The organism is Emticicia sp. CRIBPO, assembly GCF_009905725.1.
In the GTDB taxonomy this organism is placed as follows: domain Bacteria; phylum Bacteroidota; class Bacteroidia; order Cytophagales; family Spirosomataceae; genus Leadbetterella.
In genome coordinates this window covers 487015-505152 of the sequence record NZ_JAAAKV010000003.1, presented here as the reverse complement: position 1 = coordinate 505152, position 18138 = coordinate 487015, and the positions used below count along the sequence as shown (strand labels likewise).

Annotated in this window: 15 protein-coding genes; 4 read left to right on the top strand and 11 right to left on the bottom strand. The window is 43.4% G+C overall.

Features of this window, described 5'->3' with window-relative positions:
• Positions 1–7: 7 nt before the first annotated feature.
• From GVN16_RS08935 to GVN16_RS08900, 8 genes are all read right to left on the bottom strand, one after another.
• Positions 8–400 (bottom strand): DUF2809 domain-containing protein, encoded by a 393-nt coding sequence (locus GVN16_RS08935; protein WP_166563521.1) that lies wholly within the window; start codon positions 398–400, stop codon positions 8–10.
• A gap of 33 nt (positions 401–433) precedes the next feature.
• Complete coding sequence (locus tag GVN16_RS08930) at positions 434–610, bottom strand: hypothetical protein (RefSeq protein ID WP_166563520.1); 177 nt, start codon at positions 608–610, stop codon at positions 434–436.
• Positions 611–649: 39 nt separating this feature from the next.
• Positions 650–943 carry a hypothetical protein gene (locus tag GVN16_RS08925; protein ID WP_166563519.1) on the bottom strand — a complete coding sequence of 98 codons (294 nt, stop codon included), beginning with the start codon at positions 941–943 and terminating at the stop codon, positions 650–652.
• 156 nt (positions 944–1099) lie between these two features.
• Positions 1100–1510, bottom strand: coding sequence for a DUF1761 domain-containing protein (locus GVN16_RS08920; RefSeq protein ID WP_166563518.1), 411 nt, complete (start codon positions 1508–1510; stop codon positions 1100–1102).
• A gap of 146 nt (positions 1511–1656) precedes the next feature.
• A complete protein-coding gene (locus GVN16_RS08915; RefSeq protein ID WP_166563517.1) occupies positions 1657–2148 on the bottom strand; it encodes a DUF6252 family protein in 492 nt (163 codons plus the stop codon).
• Between the two features lie 41 nt (positions 2149–2189).
• On the bottom strand, positions 2190–2954 hold the full coding sequence (locus GVN16_RS08910) for a ThuA domain-containing protein (RefSeq protein WP_166563516.1): 765 nt from the start codon (positions 2952–2954) through the stop codon (positions 2190–2192).
• 948 nt (positions 2955–3902) lie between these two features.
• The gene (gene ligA, locus GVN16_RS08905) at positions 3903–5963 is read right to left on the bottom strand and encodes an NAD-dependent DNA ligase LigA (RefSeq protein WP_166563515.1); all 2061 of its coding nucleotides are present in this window, start codon (positions 5961–5963) and stop codon (positions 3903–3905) included.
• A gap of 250 nt (positions 5964–6213) precedes the next feature.
• Positions 6214–6591, bottom strand: a complete 378-nt coding sequence (locus tag GVN16_RS08900) for a LytTR family transcriptional regulator DNA-binding domain-containing protein (RefSeq protein WP_166563514.1) — start codon at positions 6589–6591, stop codon at positions 6214–6216.
• 241 nt (positions 6592–6832) lie between these two features.
• Here GVN16_RS08900 and rpe point away from each other — a divergent pair, with 241 nt between their 5' ends.
• On the top strand, positions 6833–7486 hold the full coding sequence (gene rpe / locus GVN16_RS08895; protein ID WP_166563513.1) for a ribulose-phosphate 3-epimerase: 654 nt from the start codon (positions 6833–6835) through the stop codon (positions 7484–7486).
• Between the two features lie 74 nt (positions 7487–7560).
• Here the strand turns inward: rpe and GVN16_RS08890 are convergent, their stop codons facing one another.
• Positions 7561–7962, bottom strand: a complete 402-nt coding sequence (locus tag GVN16_RS08890) for a Dabb family protein (RefSeq protein WP_166563512.1) — start codon at positions 7960–7962, stop codon at positions 7561–7563.
• 646 nt (positions 7963–8608) lie between these two features.
• On the opposite strand from GVN16_RS08890, the gene GVN16_RS08885 reads away from it, so the two are divergent.
• The 3 genes from GVN16_RS08885 to GVN16_RS08875 all read left to right on the top strand — a co-directional run bounded on the left by GVN16_RS08885 (position 8609) and on the right by GVN16_RS08875 (position 12811).
• A complete protein-coding gene (locus GVN16_RS08885; RefSeq protein ID WP_166563511.1) occupies positions 8609–9247 on the top strand; it encodes a gluconate 2-dehydrogenase subunit 3 family protein in 639 nt (212 codons plus the stop codon).
• Between the two features lie 66 nt (positions 9248–9313).
• Positions 9314–11017 (top strand): FAD-dependent oxidoreductase, encoded by a 1704-nt coding sequence (locus tag GVN16_RS08880; protein WP_166563510.1) that lies wholly within the window; start codon positions 9314–9316, stop codon positions 11015–11017.
• Positions 11018–11101: 84 nt separating this feature from the next.
• The gene (locus GVN16_RS08875) at positions 11102–12811 is read left to right on the top strand and encodes a GMC oxidoreductase (RefSeq protein ID WP_166563509.1); all 1710 of its coding nucleotides are present in this window, start codon (positions 11102–11104) and stop codon (positions 12809–12811) included.
• 89 nt (positions 12812–12900) lie between these two features.
• Here the strand turns inward: GVN16_RS08875 and GVN16_RS08870 are convergent, their stop codons facing one another.
• Both GVN16_RS08870 and GVN16_RS08865 read right to left on the bottom strand, forming a co-directional pair.
• Positions 12901–14664 (bottom strand): RagB/SusD family nutrient uptake outer membrane protein, encoded by a 1764-nt coding sequence (locus tag GVN16_RS08870; protein ID WP_166563508.1) that lies wholly within the window; start codon positions 14662–14664, stop codon positions 12901–12903.
• 26 nt (positions 14665–14690) lie between these two features.
• Complete coding sequence (locus GVN16_RS08865) at positions 14691–17945, bottom strand: TonB-dependent receptor (protein WP_166563507.1); 3255 nt, start codon at positions 17943–17945, stop codon at positions 14691–14693.
• Positions 17946–18138 lie beyond the last annotated feature (193 nt).

The following is an 18138-nucleotide window of genomic DNA, read 5'->3' as shown; positions in this document are numbered from 1 at the left end:
TATATTGTTAAGACCCTGTCAGGCTTTTTTTAAACCAGGTCTTTCTTTGTTGAAAAAGGAATACCGATAAAATTCCTAAAGTGTAAGCGAGCATATCACGCCAGTCAAATGAACTGCCAAGCACAACGACCAGGATTTTGTATTTTTCAAGACCGGAAAACTTCAGAAAATTGCAGTATTGCAGCAACTCCAGGAAATAAGCAAAGCCCAGGCTTGACCAGATAAGGACGATATCCCGGATATCAAGGAATGATTTCAGGAAAAAATACACGGCAATGACCGCCAGGAAATCACCGAAAAACGGACGGATAACAGCGTCGTGAATAAAAACAGCAATGGCTGCTTCCGTCAAAAACAACAACAAGAAAATAATGAAATACCTGATACGGAATGTAAACATGGGCTACCTTTTTGTTTGAATTACTTTATTGTTTTAATTTAAAATGGCCTTCTCTCTTGCTTCATACAAGCCAATGCCCTGCCTCAATTCTTCCAGATCCAGGTGAATAACCTCTTCAACCTTCCAGTCCCCGACCGGTTTGGTCAATTTCCCGACCCGGTAATGATAAGGCAGTTCAGGCCAGACGTCGGGCGTCCAGATCACAAACATCAGGAAAACAACGGATACAAAAACTGAGAATCCTGCATTTCAGAACATAAAAGCCTGCATTTTCATCTCATCCCCTGCCTCCATTTTGTAACCTAACAAGGCGTGTTTCAGATCATGCGGCTGATACCAGGGTACAAAATCTATTTTCTTTGCGTCCAGCAAATGCCACAAATGTTTGCCTAGTGTGTTTTCAGGTAAAGTCTTTATGTTTTCTTTCAATGCCTTACAATATTGCCTGTCCCCGAAGAGATTAAGCCAGAAGACCCCGAAAGCAAGTTGTGCAGGGAAAATGATTTCATGGGTAACAGATTTCCAGAAGTTGTAGATTTTCATTTTTTTGATTAGTTAAAAAGTACTTTGTTTTACAAAGTAAGTTTTTAAAAATCATCTATCCAAACATTTTGTGGAAAAAATATGAAACTTATTCTCCGGAAACGGAGCGTTTTGAGTTGAGCTGATTCTTGTATGATTTCATTCAAAAGAATGCTCTCACCCTTTCCAAACCGCCAGAATCGCGGAGGTCGCTAAAATACAGAGCAGATACCCTACTGAAATGATCAGGAACAAACGGAACGAAAAAGCCTGGAAAGCATACATCGGCCCGATGATGGCAGCCACAAAGCCCAGCCAGATCAGGATACCGAGCTGAAGACTTTCACCTACGGTCTCATAACCGAGCTTCCTTAAAAGCCACGCCAGTACGAGGGCCATAACGAGATTGCCGAGCAACTGATACGAGGACGCCACAATCGCATTGGGCCCCTGGGCCATTTGTTCCCTGGTCTTACCCAGGTCCTGAATATAGGCTGTTTTAAAAAGTACCGTAAACCAGACAAAACCGATGCCTAAGCTGGCCAGTGCCGATACGATAATAGCGGGGTAATTGAATGAATTTTTCATGGATTTTCATAATAGATTAGTTTTCAATAAGTTAAAAATAATAAACCATGACTTTTCCCACAATAAATCACGAGAAAAATTACTCAGATTGTTGCTGAAAGGCAGCAAAAAACAGGCGATCTCTCCTTAAAGTTACAATCAGACTTTTAAAATATCCGTGTGGACTTTTTTACATCGATATCAAACCGGCCTTCGGTGATTTTTATCTTACGCTTGTTGACATTTCCCTCGACCTCAAATTCAAAAGTTCCTGAAACGATTCCATTGACAGGGTCAATCCGTGTAAAGTTCACACTGCCACTGCCTTGATTGGAGGTAAAATAGTGCCAGAAGTCATTGTCGTAATACACACCAAAAGCCTCTCCTGGCGTATTTTTCAGGGCGTTGTATCCCTTAACTGCCCTGGGAAGGGTAAGCTGGACATGCTCGTTGGTCCCGGCAAGGCTGGTATAAATGAAGATATTGAAGGTGTCTGCCGACAACTGCGAAAAAGTAATGTCAATGGGCCATACCGGCGGAGTTTCGCCCTGCAGGCCATTGGGCTTCCATACCTTTCCGTTGATCTTACATCCGAATGTATTCCGGCCTTCCGTACTTGGTTCGGGCAAAGGGTCTTTACCGCAACTGTTGCAGATCAATCCCGTTATTGTTATAAAAGCAATTATTTTGAGCAGCTGCATTACTTTTTATATTTCAGCACCACATTTTTACCCATGGCATATTGTATCCCTCCCAACAGGTGTTTCATAAACTCCGTATCGGCATAAGCTTCCGGAAAATGACCCAAAGCCGTATAAAATGACCTTCCTCCATCAAATTCATGGTACCAGGCCATAGGATGGCTGACGCCGTTTTCACCCCCTTTGTAGGTGCTTTCATCCACCTTCAGGACCACATGAATATCCGGCTGAATGTCCTTAAAATTGTACAATTCCTCAGTCCGGTTCCAGCGGGCCGGCAGATGCCGGGTTGATGGGTCATTCCGGTCTGTCACCTCAAAAACTGCAGGCTGAGGTGCCGGATGATTGGTAAATGCGGCCCCTAGCAGCTGAAAATACCAGGGCCAGGCTGGTTCTGTGCCCGAAGGCAGGCGATTAAAGGTAGCGGCTGCACAGTGGATACCTACAAATCCGCCGCCTGCCCTGATAAATCGCTCCACGGCTCTCTTGTGCTCAGCATTAAGCGGATTTCCCGAGGTATTGAGAAAGATAATGGCTGCGTATTTCTTCAGGTTGGCATCTGTAAAGTAAAGACTGTCGGTTATGCTGTCAACATCAATATGATTTTCACTTCCGAGTTTCTGAATGGCTTTTACGCCGTCGGGTATAGACTCATGATAGTAGCGGGCGGCCCTGCTGTACAGCAAAACGCGTTTATTGGCAGACTGCCCCCAGACATGCGGCACAAAGGCCAGCAAAAAGAAGGCGAAGGTTATTTTTTTCATATGGTTGAATATACTGATCACCAAATATACGGAACAGCCGTCAAAATCTCAGACATCTCACAAGAAGCTTAACGTCCGCCCTGCCGAAACATTGGATTAAAAAGCAGTATATAAACTTAACCCGGTCTGTATAAAACCAGGAAAAATTAAGGTTGAATAATATTGTCCTGCTGAAAATCCAGACACTCTCCCTGAAAAAACCAGGGGAGTGTCTGATTGATCCCTAAACCCTTAAGAGTTTTCTATTATAAATCTGATTGAATAAATGTTCGTTTTAAATGTGGTTAATATTACTCCTTCTGCCAAGAATAGCGAAAACAAGCAAATACTCCTTTTAAATCATAAATAATAGCCTTTTCATAAAATTCCCTAGGTTAATTAAAGAAGCGTCTATTCACATATCCCCTTCTGAAATTGGCGTTAGTGTGTGGATTTAATCAAATAACTCATGTGTTGATTATCAGATCCATATCTGAAACGCTGACCTGTTTAGCAAGACAAATGTAGATGAATTCAATGCGATCAAAAACACTTATTTTATTTGTAATAATGACACTTCAGTGCAAAGTCGTCAATGCAATCGGGTGAATATTTGTTTTTGTGATCTTTATTAAATTTGCAAATGTTTGCACAACTTAAAGATAATTTGTACTTTTTTTTAATTTTCAAGGGAAGCAAACCAAAAAATTTTACTGTTTTTCATAAGACAGCAACTGATATTTTCTAAAAAACGACGATAATCCGAAAATTAAAGTGCCCTCGTCTGTCATTTTACCGGGTATTTTCCCTCTATTATGTATCCCTTGTTAAGATCCGGCCATAAAAAAAAGAGTGTAACGTGCAGATTTATTGCACCTTACACTCCCCATCCCGGATTCTGATGTCTGGTATCTGTTGTAATCCTATCTCAGCAAGACGGTATTTTTGTACTTTTCTCCGAATCAGGCTTTATGAAACCGGCGGAGTCAGCATTCCTTCAAAATCCGATTCGCTGATCATTTTCACACCCAAGGTTTCAGCTTTGCTGATTTTTGAAGGCCCGGCATTGACTCCGACGATCAGGAAATCCAGTTTCTTGGACACCCCGCTGACCAGTTTTCCTCCGTTGGCTTCTATTTTTTGTTCCAGGGCTTCGCGGCTGTAGTTTTCAAAAGTGCCGCTATACAAGAATGTCTTCCCGTCAAGGGCATTGCCCTCCACCTCCAACGCGACGCTTTCAGACACCATTTGCAACCCGGCCGCTTCCAGCCTTTCCACAAACTGCACATTGGCTTCTTCGCTGAAGTAATCAAGAATACTCTGAGCCACTTTACCTCCGACATCCGGAACGGTCATCAGGGCATCATAAGTCGCCAGTTTTAATTGATTGATATCTTTAAAATAAGCCGCCAGTTTCTGAGCGGTGGTTTCACCCACAAACCGGATGCCTATGGCAAACAGCACCTTACTGAAAGGCTGGCTTTTGGATTTCTCTATGCCGTCCAATATATTCTGTACTGTTTTTTCCTTAAAACTCACCTTCCGCTCTTTCCCGGTCTCTTCATCCACATGTACTTTCTCCAGACCTAAAAGACTGTCGTAATTCAGCCGATACAAGTCCGATGCATCGTCGATCATCCTGTTTTCGATCAGGATTTCTATTTTACCCTCTCCCAGGCTGTCAATGTTCATTGCTTTACGCTGGATAAAATGCTCAATCCGGCCTTTTACCTGGGGCGGGCATGTTTTTTCATTCGGGCAATAATAGGCCGCCTCACCTTCTGTCCTCACCAATCCTGTTCCGCATGACGGGCATGCAGTCGGGAACTGCACTTCCTCCCTGAACAAAGCAGAGGGCCTCGAAGCATCCACACCCGTTACTTTCGGGATGATTTCACCCGCCTTCTCCACAAAAACATAGTCTCCGATACAAAGCCCCAACCTTTTGATTTCATCCGCATTATGTAAGGTAGCCCTTCTGACAGTCGTCATAGAAAGTTCAATGGCCTCCAGTTCTGCCACCGGCGTCACTGCCCCGGTGCGGCCCACCTGGTAGGTCACTCCTTTAAGCAGGGTCGATTTAGATTCTGCTTTGTATTTATAAGCGATCGCCCACCTCGGGCTTTTGGCCGTAAAGCCCAGTTCTTCTCTTTGTCTGTAGGAATTGACCTTGATCACGATTCCGTCAGTGGCACAAGGCAGCGTATGTCTTTTATCACTCCATTCATTGATATACTCTATCACTTCCTGGATCGTATTTACTTTTTTCCAGGACTGAGACACGTTGAATCCCATAGATTTGAGGTCGATCAGGCTTTCTTCATGGGTCTGAAAACGGTCATCCTCACTGATAAACTGGTAGATGAAACAATCCAGGTTCCGGGACGCCACAACACTTGAGTCCTGCATTTTGAAAGTGCCTGATGCCGCATTTCTCGGGTTCGCCAGGGCTGGCTCCCCTATGTCTTCTCTTTCTGCGTTGATTCTCTGGAATTCCTTGTTGGGTAAAAAGCCTTCTCCTCTTATTTCAAAAACGGCTGAGGTCTGTAATTCGGACCTGACTCTTAAAGGCAAAGACCTGATCGTCTTGACATTGGTGGTAATATCATCACCACGCTGCCCGTCTCCCCTGGTCACACCCCTTTTCAGCACCCCGTTTTCGTAAACCATCGAAAGGGAAATACCGTCAAACTTGATTTCACAAATGTACTCGTACGAATCTTTGTCTAGGATTTTGCGGATGCGTTCATCCCAGTCTATCAGCTCCTGTTCACTGTAAGTATTAGACAGTGAAAGCATGGGATACCTGTGGGCCACCGTTTCAAAAGATTTGGTGATGGTACCTCCCACCCTGTGGGTCGGAGAATCTTCCCTGGCCAACTCAGGATATTTCTTTTCAAGCTCTTCGAGTTCTTTGAGCAGGAAATCAAACTCCTGATCTGAGATCAGTGAAACGGCATCCTGGTAATATTTCTGATTGTAATGGTTTAACTGGTCAGAGAGCTCGTCAATTCTTTCTTGAGGGTTCATTTCTTTTACTGATGATAGATTTTAACTCCAAAGTTAATCGTTTGAAATTATTTTTCAGGATTACCATACATAAAAGTTAATAAGCCCCCTTAGCCAAAGCAAAGCTGATTGAGATGGGAAAAATAAGTAGCGTAAGCTGGGGTGTTCTAGCGGAAAGGCGTTCGTCAATAGCAAAAAGCCGGGAAGGGCATTCTCCGGAAACCGGAGAATGCATTGGTCCGTTTCAGGGGTTATCGTGATTTCAACTAATTCAGCAAACCATTTTAAGATCTTCTTTGTCTTTCAAGAAGCTCAGCAATTTCTGACCGCATCTTCTCGACAGCTGAAAGCTTTCGCCGGAAGTAAGAACGGCCCATTTTTTACCTTCCTGATCAATGATCTGATTGATAAAATTCAGGTTGATCAGAAGACCTTTACGCACGAGGAAAAACTCACCTTGCGGCTCAAGTTTCTCACGGTAGTGTTTTAAAGTAAAAGAAGAGCAGATATAACCGTGGTCATGCAATCTGACCATTGAGTAATTTCCGGCAAAGCTCTCGATATATTTGATAGAGCTGGACAGCACCGGCTTTTTACCATAGTTAAATCTCAGGATGTTTCTCGCAGGTAGATTTGTTACATTATTCATAGCGACTCAAAGTTTTTTAGTTAGTTTTCATTTCGATACAAAGTTGAAGAAAAGGCCTCATAGAAATTAGAGTATTTCTACTCGTTTTCTCACGTAGATTTAACTGTTTCTCAAGCTAAAATTATTAAAATAAAAACACCGTAAAGACTGGAATTAGTAGTTGACAGCTTTTATTGAGTGAATGGTTCAAATTGGCAGATAATCGGTAAATGACTACCTTTGTAAAAAAAGCTCAGCACAAATGAATCAAACGATTATCGCTCCATCCGTATTAGCCGCCGATTTTGCCAATTTGCAAAGAGACGTTGAAATGATCAATGCTTCTCAGGCCGATTGGTTTCATATCGATATTATGGATGGGGTATTTGTTCCCAATATTTCATTCGGGATTCCGGTGACAGAAGCCATAAAAAAGCACGCCACCAAACCCCTCGACGTTCACCTGATGATCGTTCAGCCGGAAAAATACATTGAGGCCTTTAAAAAAGCAGGGGCTGATCAGATCACTGTACACTTAGAAGCCTGTCCTCATATACACAGGACCCTGGCCCAGATCAAAGAGGCCGGCTGTAAAGCAGGTGTGGTACTTAATCCCGGTACGCCGGTTTCCCTGCTTGAAGATATCCTGGTTGATTGCGACCTTGTTCTTCTGATGTCTGTTAATCCGGGTTTCGGAGGACAGAAGTTTATCGAAAAGACCTATGATAAGGTAAGAAAGCTGAAAAGCATGATCACTGAACAAAACCTCAGCACCCTCATTGAAATAGACGGCGGTGTAAATCTTGAGACCGGCAAAAAACTGGTAGAAGCAGGGGCGGACGCCCTTGTGGCGGGTAGTTTTGTTTTCTCTTCGGCCAATCCCCTTCAGACCATCGAGGCACTAAAGAATATGTGAGACAAGGTCCTTTAAATACAAAAAAGGCCTGCTTTATTACAAAGCAGGCCTTTTTTTATTCCTGTAGGCCGGTTTTATTTGATCTCCGCCTTCACTTCAAATTCTTTCTCCCACAAATCCTTATGACTGTCCACAAATGATTTGTAAGCAGCACTTTGACGGTATTTCTCAATATCCTCGTCATTTTTAAAGGTAAGATGGTGCATCACATCATAGTCTTTTTTCTGAGGGCTGTCATTTAAAGTAAATCCGGCGGTGTATCCCACGATTTCCTTGCTGTTTCTTTTCAGGTCTTTAAAATCGATCATGTGTTTTTCGATTTTAGCCTGATCTACCTCAGGTTTGAACTTATAACAGATCACCATTTGCTTTTTTGCCGCAGGAGGAGTAAATGCAACACCATATAAAACCATGATTCCGGTAAACACTCCGAAGAGTACGGCAGGAAACAGATAATTCAATAATCTCTTATTCATAAAATTTTTAATTTGTTTTCATTGATACCATAACGAAATAAAATTCTGTTTGGTTTGCAAAATTAAGAAATATTCGTAAATATTTTGCATTTTTTTTATATTATCTTTTAATGATTTTATAAAAATAATATTTCACAGAATATTATTCTGAAATTACTAATTTTCATTTTTAGTTTAATCCCGGATAAAAATGCATTTTCAAACCAAAAATGGCTCATTTTTAAACTTAAAATCTCCGAAAAAATAAAAATTCCCGGATTTGTATTTAATACTTTATCCAAAAATCAGAAAAGTAGCAAAAATGCACCTAAATTAGAATAAGTCTGAATAATGCCTTTCACATAGATTTCTGGAATTTAATTTGGATATTGGTACCCGAAAATAACAGGCAGAAAAGCGATTTTTGAGCTCTCTGCTTTAAGATTATGATATTCAGTAAGTTATATTTTTCAAAATGACCCTGGTTTTTCAGAGCCCGTTCTGTTTCATCTTCTGATCCCGGAATATAATAGGATGAAGAGAAATTCGTTGTTAACTCTGGTATTTCAGGCATGTGATTATTTTCTAAAAACTCCCTGACAAATCATTCTGCCTGAGTGTTTTAACTTATGAAAAATTTTAGTGTCAACCTTAACGTTTTACTACATTGAATAGAAGAGATGCATTACAGAGAGTAGCAGTTCTCATGGGTGGGGCTATTTCAATCCCTACGCTTATTGCCACAATGGAGGGATGTAAATCAAAAACGGCCGCTGAGTCCGGATTTGTCTTATCTAAAGATTATCAGTCCCTGATTGCTGAAATAGCAGAAGTCATTATTCCAAAAACAGATACTCCGGGTGCCAAAGAAGCCGGTGTGGGACCGTTTATTGAAACCATGCTTCGTGATTGTTATTCAGAAATTCAGCAAAACCACTTCCTTAAAGGATTGGAGACTGTTGAAGAAGAATCCAAAAAACTGGGTTCAGGTTTTGTTGCTCTTAAACCCGAGCAAAAAATAGAGGTCATCAAGACGATGCAGACCAAGTCTAACGATGAAGCGGCTAAAAACGAAGAAAAAGCCAAACAGGTAGACGCCGAAACAGGTATTGTTAAAGAAAGTGCAAAAAAGAAAGAAGAAGCGGAAGTTCCTGTTCCATTCTTCAAACTGGCCAAAGAACTGACCCTTTTCGGGTACTTTACTTCTGAGCCGGGAGCTACCAAGGCCCTTGATTTCATCCCGATTCCGGGCAGATATGAAGGTTGTATCAAATTAGAACCAGGCCAGAAAGCGTACGCTCTTTAATCAATTTAACAAAAGTGATTTGTGGATTTCTGTCCGCAACAACCATTTAACCTGTAAAATACTAAAATGAATATTCAAGGAAAAGGAAAAGAACAGATGACCTACGATGCTATCGTGGTAGGTTCGGGGATTTCTGGAGGCTGGTCAGCAAAAGAACTGGCAGAAAAAGGTCTTAAAGTATTAATGCTTGATCGCGGAAGAGACATCGAGCACGTTTCAGGCTACATCACTGCGATGAAAGAGCCGTGGGAATTTACCCACAGAGGAAGAGTAGACAATCAGACTAAAATAGATTACTGGGCGGGTGTAAGAACGGGCTATACTGCCAACGAAGAGCACCGTCATCATTTCGAAAAAGACATTGACCATCCTTATGATGAAACCAGGAGATTTGACTGGATCAGGGGATATCATACCGGAGGCCGCTCACTGATGTGGGGAAGACAAAGCTACCGCTGGAACGAAAGGGATTTCACCGCCAATGCCGAAGACGGACATGGGGTTGACTGGCCTATCCGTTACAAAGACCTTGCTCCGTGGTACGATTACGTCGAAAAATTTGCCGGAATCAGCGGTTCAAGAGACGGACTGGACGTATTACCTGACGGGATATTCCAGCCGGCAATGGAAATGAACTGTGTGGAAAAAGAAGTAAAGAAGGCCGTTGAGAGCAAATTCAAAGGCAGAAATATCACCATCGGACGCGTGGCTCACTTAACTGCCCCTACGCCTGAGCAGGCAGAATTGGGAAGGGCTAACTGCCAGTTCCGTAACCGTTGCATGAGAGGTTGTCCGTACGGTGCTTATTTCAGCACCCAGGCAGCTACACTTCCGGCGGCTAAAAAAACCAATAACTTTACGCTGATCAACGATAAAATCGTTTACCAGGTCATTTTTGATGACGAGAAAAAGAAAGCGGTAGGTGTAAAAGCCATCGATCAGAATACTAAAGAAGAGGTAGAATATTTCGCAAAAATCATCTTCCTGAACGCAAGTGCCATTAACTCGGCATGGATCATGATGCAGTCTAAATCCAAAACCCACCCTAACGGATTGGGTAATGCTTCTGACCAATTGGGCAGAAACATCATGGACCACCACCTTGCAGCCGGAGCAGGAGGAAAATATGAAGGTTTTGAAGACATGTACTATTATGGCAGAAGACCAAATGGTATCTATATCCCGAGATTTGCCAACTGGGGTAGCGATAAGAGAGATTTCGTAAGAGGTTTCGGCTACCAGGGCGGAGCAAGCAGAGGAAGAGGCAACAACGACGGTTTCGGAGCTGACCTTAAAAATGCCAATACCCAGGTAGGTCCGTGGGGCTTCAACATCGGAGGTTTCGGTGAAACTCTGCCGGATGAGAAAAACAGGTTCACCCTGACTGACAAAAAAGACAAGTGGGGACTGCCTATCATCAATTTTGATGCAGCCTGGGGACCTAACGAATACAAAATGAGAGAAGCAATGGTGAACGAAGCGGCCAACATGCTCGAAGCTGCAGGTTTGAAAGACGTCACTATTTATAATGACGCTGAAAAATCTCCGGGTATCGGTATCCACGAAATGGGAACAGCCAGAATGGGTAAAGACCCTAAGACGTCTGTTCTGAACGCCCACAACCAGGTTTGGGGTGCAGAAAACGTTTTCGTGACTGACGGTGCAGCCATGGTTTCTTCTTCTTGTGTCAATCCGTCGCTTACTTACATGGCGTTGTCAGCCAGAGCCGCTGCCTATGCAGTAGATGAATTGAAAAGAATGAACCTTTAATTTTCTGAATTAACTGATTCGAAAAACATAAAAAATGCTCTGAGGTAATCAGGGCATTTTTGCTTTAAAATATTAACCCAAGCTATGCAAATACAAGGAAAATCAAAGGAGCAGATGACCTACGATGCCATCGTCGTCGGCTCGGGCATATCAGGCGGCTGGGCAGCCAAAGAACTGACCGAAAAAGGCTTAAAAGTGCTGATGCTTGACCGTGGCAGGAATATCGAACACATCAAGGATTACACCCATGCCATGAAGGCTCCGTGGGAGTTTCCCCACCACAATGGTAAAATGCCCCTGGAAGAGATGAAAGACTACCCTATCCACGCCAGAACGGGCTTTACGATCACCGAGGCCTCCAAGGATTTCTTTGTGAAAGATGTGGACTACCCCTATCATGAAGAAAAACGCTTCGACTGGATCCGAAGCTGGCAGGTGGGTGGCAAATCGCTGACCTGGGGCCGGGTTGCTTTGCGTTACAGCGACCTCGATTTTGAAGCCAACATCAAGGAGGGCGTCGGAGCCGACTGGCCGATCAGGTACAAGGACATCGCTCCCTGGTATGATTATGCGGAGCGTTTTGCCGGAATTTCGGGAAGCTATGAAGACATCCCGCATCTTCCTAACGGGATATTCCAGAAGCCTTTTGAGCTTACCTGCGTTGAACAGCATCTGAAAGGCGTATTGAAAGAGAAGTTTAAAGACAGACACCTGATACCCCCCAGACAGGCCCACCTTACCGAGCCTACAGAAGAACAAAAGTCACTGGGCAGGGCAAGTTGCCAGTCGAGAGACATGTGCTGGAGAGGCTGCCCGTACGGGGCGTATTTCAGTACCCAGTCGGCGACATTGCCTGCCGCTATGAAAACAGGCAACCTGACCGTAAGGCCATTCTCTATCGTAAGCTCTGTTATATATGATGAACAGAAAGGGAAAGCTTCAGGCGTCAAAGTAATAGACCAGAACACGAAGGAAGAGCTGGAGTTTTTTGCGAAGATCATCTTTGTAAACGCTTCGGCAATGGCCTCCACCTATATTCTGATGAATTCAAAATCAAACCGGTTTCCAAATGGCCTGGGCAACGACAGCGGGGTTTTGGGCCATTATCTGATGGATCACCATTTCTCGGCCGGGGCGTACGCCCGTGTTGAAGGATTCGAAGATCAGTATTATTACGGCAGAAGACCTAATGGTTTCTACATCCCGAGGTTCAGAAATATCGGCGGCGACAAGAGGGATTACCTCAGGGGATTCGGCTATGAAGGTGGCAGCAGCCGCAGACAGCCTGTTTCGGAAGATGGCTTCGGAGCCGATTTCAAAGAAAGAGTAACACATCCGGGCTCATGGCATATGGACCTGGGGGCATTTGCAGAAACTCTCCCCTATTTTGAAAACAAAGTCAGCATCAGCGAAACCCAGAAAGATCAGTGGGGTTTGCCTGTCCTGAGTTTTTCTGCCGAGATCAGGGAGAATGAGATAAAAATGAGAAAAGACATGGCCAATGATGCTGCAGAAATGCTGGAGGCAGGCGGTTATAAAAATGTAACCACTTATGACAACCCTGCAGGATTTGGCAGGTGCATCCATGAGATGGGCACGGCCAGGATGGGGCATACGCCTAAGGAGTCGGTTCTTAACAAGTACAACCAGGTCTGGGGGGCAGAAAATGTTTTTGTGACAGACGGAGCCTCTATGGTGTCTTCCTCCTGCGTAAATCCTTCGTTAACTTACATGGCCCTGACAGCCCGGGCGGCTGATTATGCCGTCAGTGAACTTAAGAAAATGAATCTTTAAGAAACAGAGAAGTTTAACGGAATATAAAAAGATAGAGGCTGCCAAATCAATGACAGCCTCTCTTTTTTGGGTTTTAGGTTATATATATTTTAATAGCCCGGATTCTGAACCAATGTCGGTTTTCCGTCTTTCTGGCTATTGAGGATTTCATCCTGAGGAAGCGGGTAATAGTTATTTTTAGCAGTAAATGTTTTACCGGCCATATAACCCCTCTTACCGAATTTCCTTCCTGAAGGTTCTGTTCCCTGAACCGATTCTTCAGCAATGTATTTGTTCAATACTTTTTCAGCTATGCCCCAGCGAACCAGGTCAAAGAACCTGTGGCCTTCCATGGCGAACTCAAGACGTTGCTCCATGTGAACGGCATTTTTAGCATAGTTAGCTCCTTTAGCAGCAAATGTACCTGCAGGATACGGCTCAACTACATAAGTGACTGATGCATCCTGAACTGAACCGGTTTTAGCACGGTTTCTGATCAGGTTCACATAAGTTTCAGCTGCAGCCAGGTTACCCAATTCAGCTTCACATTCAGCCAGCCAAAGAATAACATGAGACAATTTCAGAAGTCTGAAGTTGTTGTTTACGTTTCTTCTGCTGGTAGAGTGGGTAGTACTTCCTTCCTCACCTGCATAGTACATCCATTTTTTACCTGTGAATGGACCTGCATACACCTGGTCTCTGATCCAGGTTGAACCCGGCATAGGACCCCAGTCAAGGAAGTTAACGCCTCTGCGACCTACTGTCCAGTCTAATCTCGGATCTACCGGCACTGTTTTATCCAATGTAAAGGCAGTAGCGGCAGTGATTCCCTGATCATTCGGAAGATCTACTTTATTGTAAGTATCCAATGAACCGTCAACAGCATCACCGATCATAGGCAGACCATTCTCAGTTTTGAAGGCGTTCACGAGGTTATGAGAAGGCTGGTAGAATCCGCAACATCCTCTGCCCGGTGCAGTTGAAGAATACGGCCAGTTAAGGTTATCACCGGCGTTACCGTTGTTACCGTTGGTACCGTCATTAACAGAGAACTGTACTTCGAAGATCGACTCAGTATTGTTGTTTCCGGCAGTTCTGTAATTGTCATGATAGTTAGCTACCAGTTTTTTGCCAGAATTTTTATATACGTCTTCAAGCAAAGTTTTGGCAGCAGCCCACTTTTTCTGGAACAATAAAGTTTTTGCCAGGTATGTTTTTGCAGCCCACTGTGTAGCTCTTCCTTTCTGAGACTGAACTGCAGGAAGGTTTTTAGCGGCAAAGTCGAAGTCAGCCTCGATGTTAGCCCAGATATCCGTTGTATTCGGTATCTTGGTAGAATTCGGATCTGCAGCGACATAAATTTTCTCATCAATATAAGGCACATTGTTCCATACTTTTTTGGCTTCAAAGTGGTTATGGCCTCTTAAAAAACGAGCTTCGGCAATCACCTGGGTTTTCTCCGCATCGGTCATGTCTTTTACTGCGGCACTGCTCACAATCTGTATAACCTCGTTGGCACGGGCAACCGCGTCATAGTGGTGCCACCATTTACCCAAGAAGTAGGTATTATCAGCCAGCCAGTTGTATTGCTCAATAAAAGACTGCTCAGGTTGGTCACCCGCATCTGTACCTTTCACGGCGTCATCGCTTGAAATACCACCAAAAACATAATTGGAGATGGTTGAAGTACGGCCTGTATTACCTGAACCTACACCGTCCATCAGGGAATAAGCACCGATAAGCAAAGCATTCACACCATTTTTGTTGCTCAGCTGTTCAATGGAAGCCCTACCCTGTGGCTTCACGTCAAAGAAATCATCGGAGCAGGAAAAGCTGAATCCGATTAAGACTATTATTATGAGTATTTTTTTCATTATAAATAAATATTTTTATTTTAAGATTAGAAGCCAAGACGTACTCCGACAAGGTATGATTTCGCTACAGGATATGCTCCTTCATCAATACCCATGTGAATATCCTGGTTATCATTACCCGATCTTCTCAGGTTAATATCAGGATCAAGTCCGGTGTATTTTGTGAATGTGAACAGGTTTTGTCCCTGAACATAAATCTGAGAAGAAGAAAGTCCGATTTTAGATATCCATTTGTTAGGAATGGTATAAGTCAACTGGATGTTCTTGATTCTCATGTACGATCCGTCTTCGATGAAGTAGCTTGAGATCTGCTGGCTGGTGGCATCACCTGAATTCAGACGAGGTAGTTTAGCCACATCTCCCGACTTCTTCCATGAGTTGTACAACATGTCTTTAGACCTGTTACCCTGGAAGGTGTTGAAATCTGTCCAGTATCTCACATAGTTGAAGATCTCATTTCCTTGCGAGCCTTGGGCAAACATTGTCAGATCCCAGTTTTTGTATCCGAAATTAAGGTTGATACCATAAGTGAAATCAGGGTGCGGGTTACCGATGATCGTTCTGTCAGCTGCAGTGATAATACCGTCTCCGTTGATATCCCTGAATTTGAAAGTACCTTCTCTTGTGTAAGTTCCGAACTTAGGAGCTGCATCAGCTTCAGCCTTATCCTTGATAACGCCATCAACGATGTAACCATAGAAACTTGCAATCGGTAAACCTGCTTTGGTAGCAGAAATAGCCGGAAGACGGGTAGTGAAACCGAAGACGGTTGCATTAGGGTCATTGTTCAGTTTCAACACTTCGTTTTTGTAATGTCCGAAACTAACACCTACTGTATAACGGAAATCAGCAATTTTATCTCTGTAATTCAATCCGATATCAAAACCTCTGTTACGTATTTCACCGATGTTGGTGTAAGGAATAGTACCTGTACCGGCTGTTCTAGGGATCTGGATCTGGGTCAACATGTCAGAAGTGATACGGTTATACCAGTCAAACACAAATTCAAGCCTGCTCTTGAACATAACAGCATCAAAACCGATGTTGGTCGAGGTATTGGTTTCCCATTTACCATTGTTGTTACCGAACTGAACAAGGTCAAAACCACCGGTGATAGAAGAACCTGTACCGTTGATGTCATAGGCATTATTCAAAGGATCCGGTGCATAAAGGGTATATGAGTTGTAAACGTTCGGGATCAGCTGGTTACCCGTTTTACCCCAACCTACTCTTACTTTCAGATCATCCACAAACTTCACTTCTTTCATAAAGCTAAGCTCAGTCATACGTAAACCTACAGAGAATGCAGGGAACACCCCGTATCTGTTGGCAGCGGAGAAACGTGAAGAACCGTCACGTCTTAAAGTAAAGTCGGCAAGTACCAGGTCTTTATAGCCGTAGTTGATTTTACCAAACTGAGAGAACAAACGGCTCATGGTAGCACCTCCACCGGCGTTGCTCAATCCTGAAGCAGAACCTGCGTCAAGGTATCTGTAGTCAAGGTCATCAAAAGCAAAACCACTTCTGCTGGCCTGGAAGGCTACAGAGTAAGTACTCACTGCTTCTGTTCCTACCAACACATTGAAGGCGTGATCACCGATGGTTTTGTCATAATTCAATGTATTGAACCAGGTGATGGACTTATCAAAGTTATTGATCACGTTCAAGCTGTTCGCATTTCTTGCTTCAGCAGCTTCAATATCACGGTGGAAATACTCAGATCTGTTGTACTGGTTGTATTCCAGACCGAAACTTGTTCTGGCTTTAAGACCTTTAATGATGTCAATCTCAGCAAAAGCATTACCGAAAGCGTGAGTTCCTTTGGTGATGTTGTCTTTTTCACGATACAAACGGGCAAGCGGGTTAGGAGCATTACCTAAGTTAACCCCTTTACTACCGGCAAAACCATTGTAAGGAGAAGTGTTTGTACCGCCTAAAGCCACAGGACCTCCCGTGATGTCAAATACAGGAATGATAGGGTGAACACGGATCGCAAACATGATCGGGTTCGACTCGTCATTGTTGGTAATACCTTGTCTTTCATCATAGGCGAAAGTAAAGTTCTCACCGATAGTCAGCCTGCCTTTTTTGAAGTCGGTATTGGCTCTTAAAGAGTATCTGTTATACTTGGTGTATTTCAGGATACCGTCCTGCTTGAAATAGTTGGCCGAGATCGCATATTTACCTGAATTGGTTCCTCCGGTTGCACCGATCTGATAGTTCGAAATCGGAGCCGGATCAAAGATAGCATCCTGCCAGTCAGTACCTTCCTTATTAGCCTTGGTAATGTTGAAAGCTGTAGTTCCCAGTTTAGGGTCAGCGATATCATTGGTATAGGTGTAATTGCTCGGTAGAGTACCGTAAACGTTAGGATAGATGTAGTCAGCAATGGTTTGCTCACCGTTTGGTCCGAATTTGTATTGTACGGAAGGAGAAGTCACCGAAGGGTTTTTTCCTGCTCCAAGGTCAGCTTCGTAAAGGTATTGCCCTAACTCCTGGGTGTTAAGAAGGTCAAGCATTTTGCCCGGGGTCTGGGTACCAGTGTAGAAGTCAAACGAAATGTTAGGCTCACCTGCTTTACCTTTTTTGGTGGTGATGATGACTACACCGTTGGCAGCTCTTGCACCATAGATAGAAGCAGCAGAAGCATCTTTCAATACCTGCATCGACTCAATATCATTCGGGTTCAACTGGTTCAGTGTACCCTGAGTAGGCACACCGTCAATAACGTAAAGAGGAGAGTTGTTGTTAATTGAGCCAAATCCACGGATACGAACCATGGTTCCTCCACCCGGAGAGTTGTCATTACCAACCACCACACCTGATGCTCTACCTTGAAGCATCTGGGTAACACTGGCAGCCGGTGTAGCGGTAAGTTCTTTAGGACTTACAACTGTAACCGCACCTGTGATGTCTTTTTTCCTTTGGGTACCATAACCGGTCACAACCACTTCACTTAAAGCTTTTGAATCAGGGGTAAGGGTGATGTTGATTACTGTCTTGTTAGCCACAGCTTCTTCAACGCTCACATAACCGATAGAAGAGAATACCAAAGTTGCACCTGCCGGTACATCGATAGAGTAATTACCATCCGCATTGGCAGAGGTACCTTTTGTGCTGCCTTTAATCAAAATTGTTGCACCTGGCAGACCCGTTCCGGTTTCACCATCAGTGATTTTCCCGGTAACTGTTTTCTGTGCAAAAGAAAGAAATGAACAGAGGAACAGGGAGAGTAGCAATACTCCCTTCCCCATCATTCCTGATGGGTAGTTTTTTTTCATGAGTTTTTTGTTAAAAGGTTAAAAGAATCGGAAGCAATATTAATAAAAAAATTATCTTATATAATTAAAATAAGATAAAATTTTATTAATTGTATATCTGACATTTAATCAATGGCCCAGATGATGTGTAAGTGCCTGAAAATGATTATTTTAATTTCTGATTTTTTTTTGATCAGAATTCATGATATCTTGT

What these genes read in the sequence shown, in the direction of transcription:
- GVN16_RS08935 (WP_166563521.1), bottom strand. Translation starts at nt 400, where the DNA reads ATGTTTACATTCCGTATCAGGTATTTCATTATTTTCTTGTTGTTGTTT.
- GVN16_RS08930 (WP_166563520.1), bottom strand. Translation starts at nt 610, where the DNA reads ATGTTTGTGATCTGGACGCCCGACGTCTGGCCTGAACTGCCTTATCAT.
- GVN16_RS08925 (WP_166563519.1), bottom strand. Translation starts at nt 943, where the DNA reads ATGAAAATCTACAACTTCTGGAAATCTGTTACCCATGAAATCATTTTC.
- GVN16_RS08920 (WP_166563518.1), bottom strand. Translation starts at nt 1,510, where the DNA reads ATGAAAAATTCATTCAATTACCCCGCTATTATCGTATCGGCACTGGCC.
- GVN16_RS08910 (WP_166563516.1), bottom strand. Translation starts at nt 2,954, where the DNA reads ATGAAAAAAATAACCTTCGCCTTCTTTTTGCTGGCCTTTGTGCCGCAT.
- ligA (WP_166563515.1), bottom strand. Translation starts at nt 5,963, where the DNA reads ATGAACCCTCAAGAAAGAATTGACGAGCTCTCTGACCAGTTAAACCAT.
- GVN16_RS08900 (WP_166563514.1), bottom strand. Translation starts at nt 6,591, where the DNA reads ATGAATAATGTAACAAATCTACCTGCGAGAAACATCCTGAGATTTAAC.
- rpe (WP_166563513.1), top strand. Translation starts at nt 6,833, where the DNA reads ATGAATCAAACGATTATCGCTCCATCCGTATTAGCCGCCGATTTTGCC.
- GVN16_RS08890 (WP_166563512.1), bottom strand. Translation starts at nt 7,962, where the DNA reads ATGAATAAGAGATTATTGAATTATCTGTTTCCTGCCGTACTCTTCGGA.
- GVN16_RS08880 (WP_166563510.1), top strand. Translation starts at nt 9,314, where the DNA reads ATGAATATTCAAGGAAAAGGAAAAGAACAGATGACCTACGATGCTATC.
- GVN16_RS08875 (WP_166563509.1), top strand. Translation starts at nt 11,102, where the DNA reads ATGCAAATACAAGGAAAATCAAAGGAGCAGATGACCTACGATGCCATC.
- GVN16_RS08870 (WP_166563508.1), bottom strand. Translation starts at nt 14,664, where the DNA reads ATGAAAAAAATACTCATAATAATAGTCTTAATCGGATTCAGCTTTTCC.
- GVN16_RS08865 (WP_166563507.1), bottom strand. Translation starts at nt 17,945, where the DNA reads ATGAAAAAAAACTACCCATCAGGAATGATGGGGAAGGGAGTATTGCTA.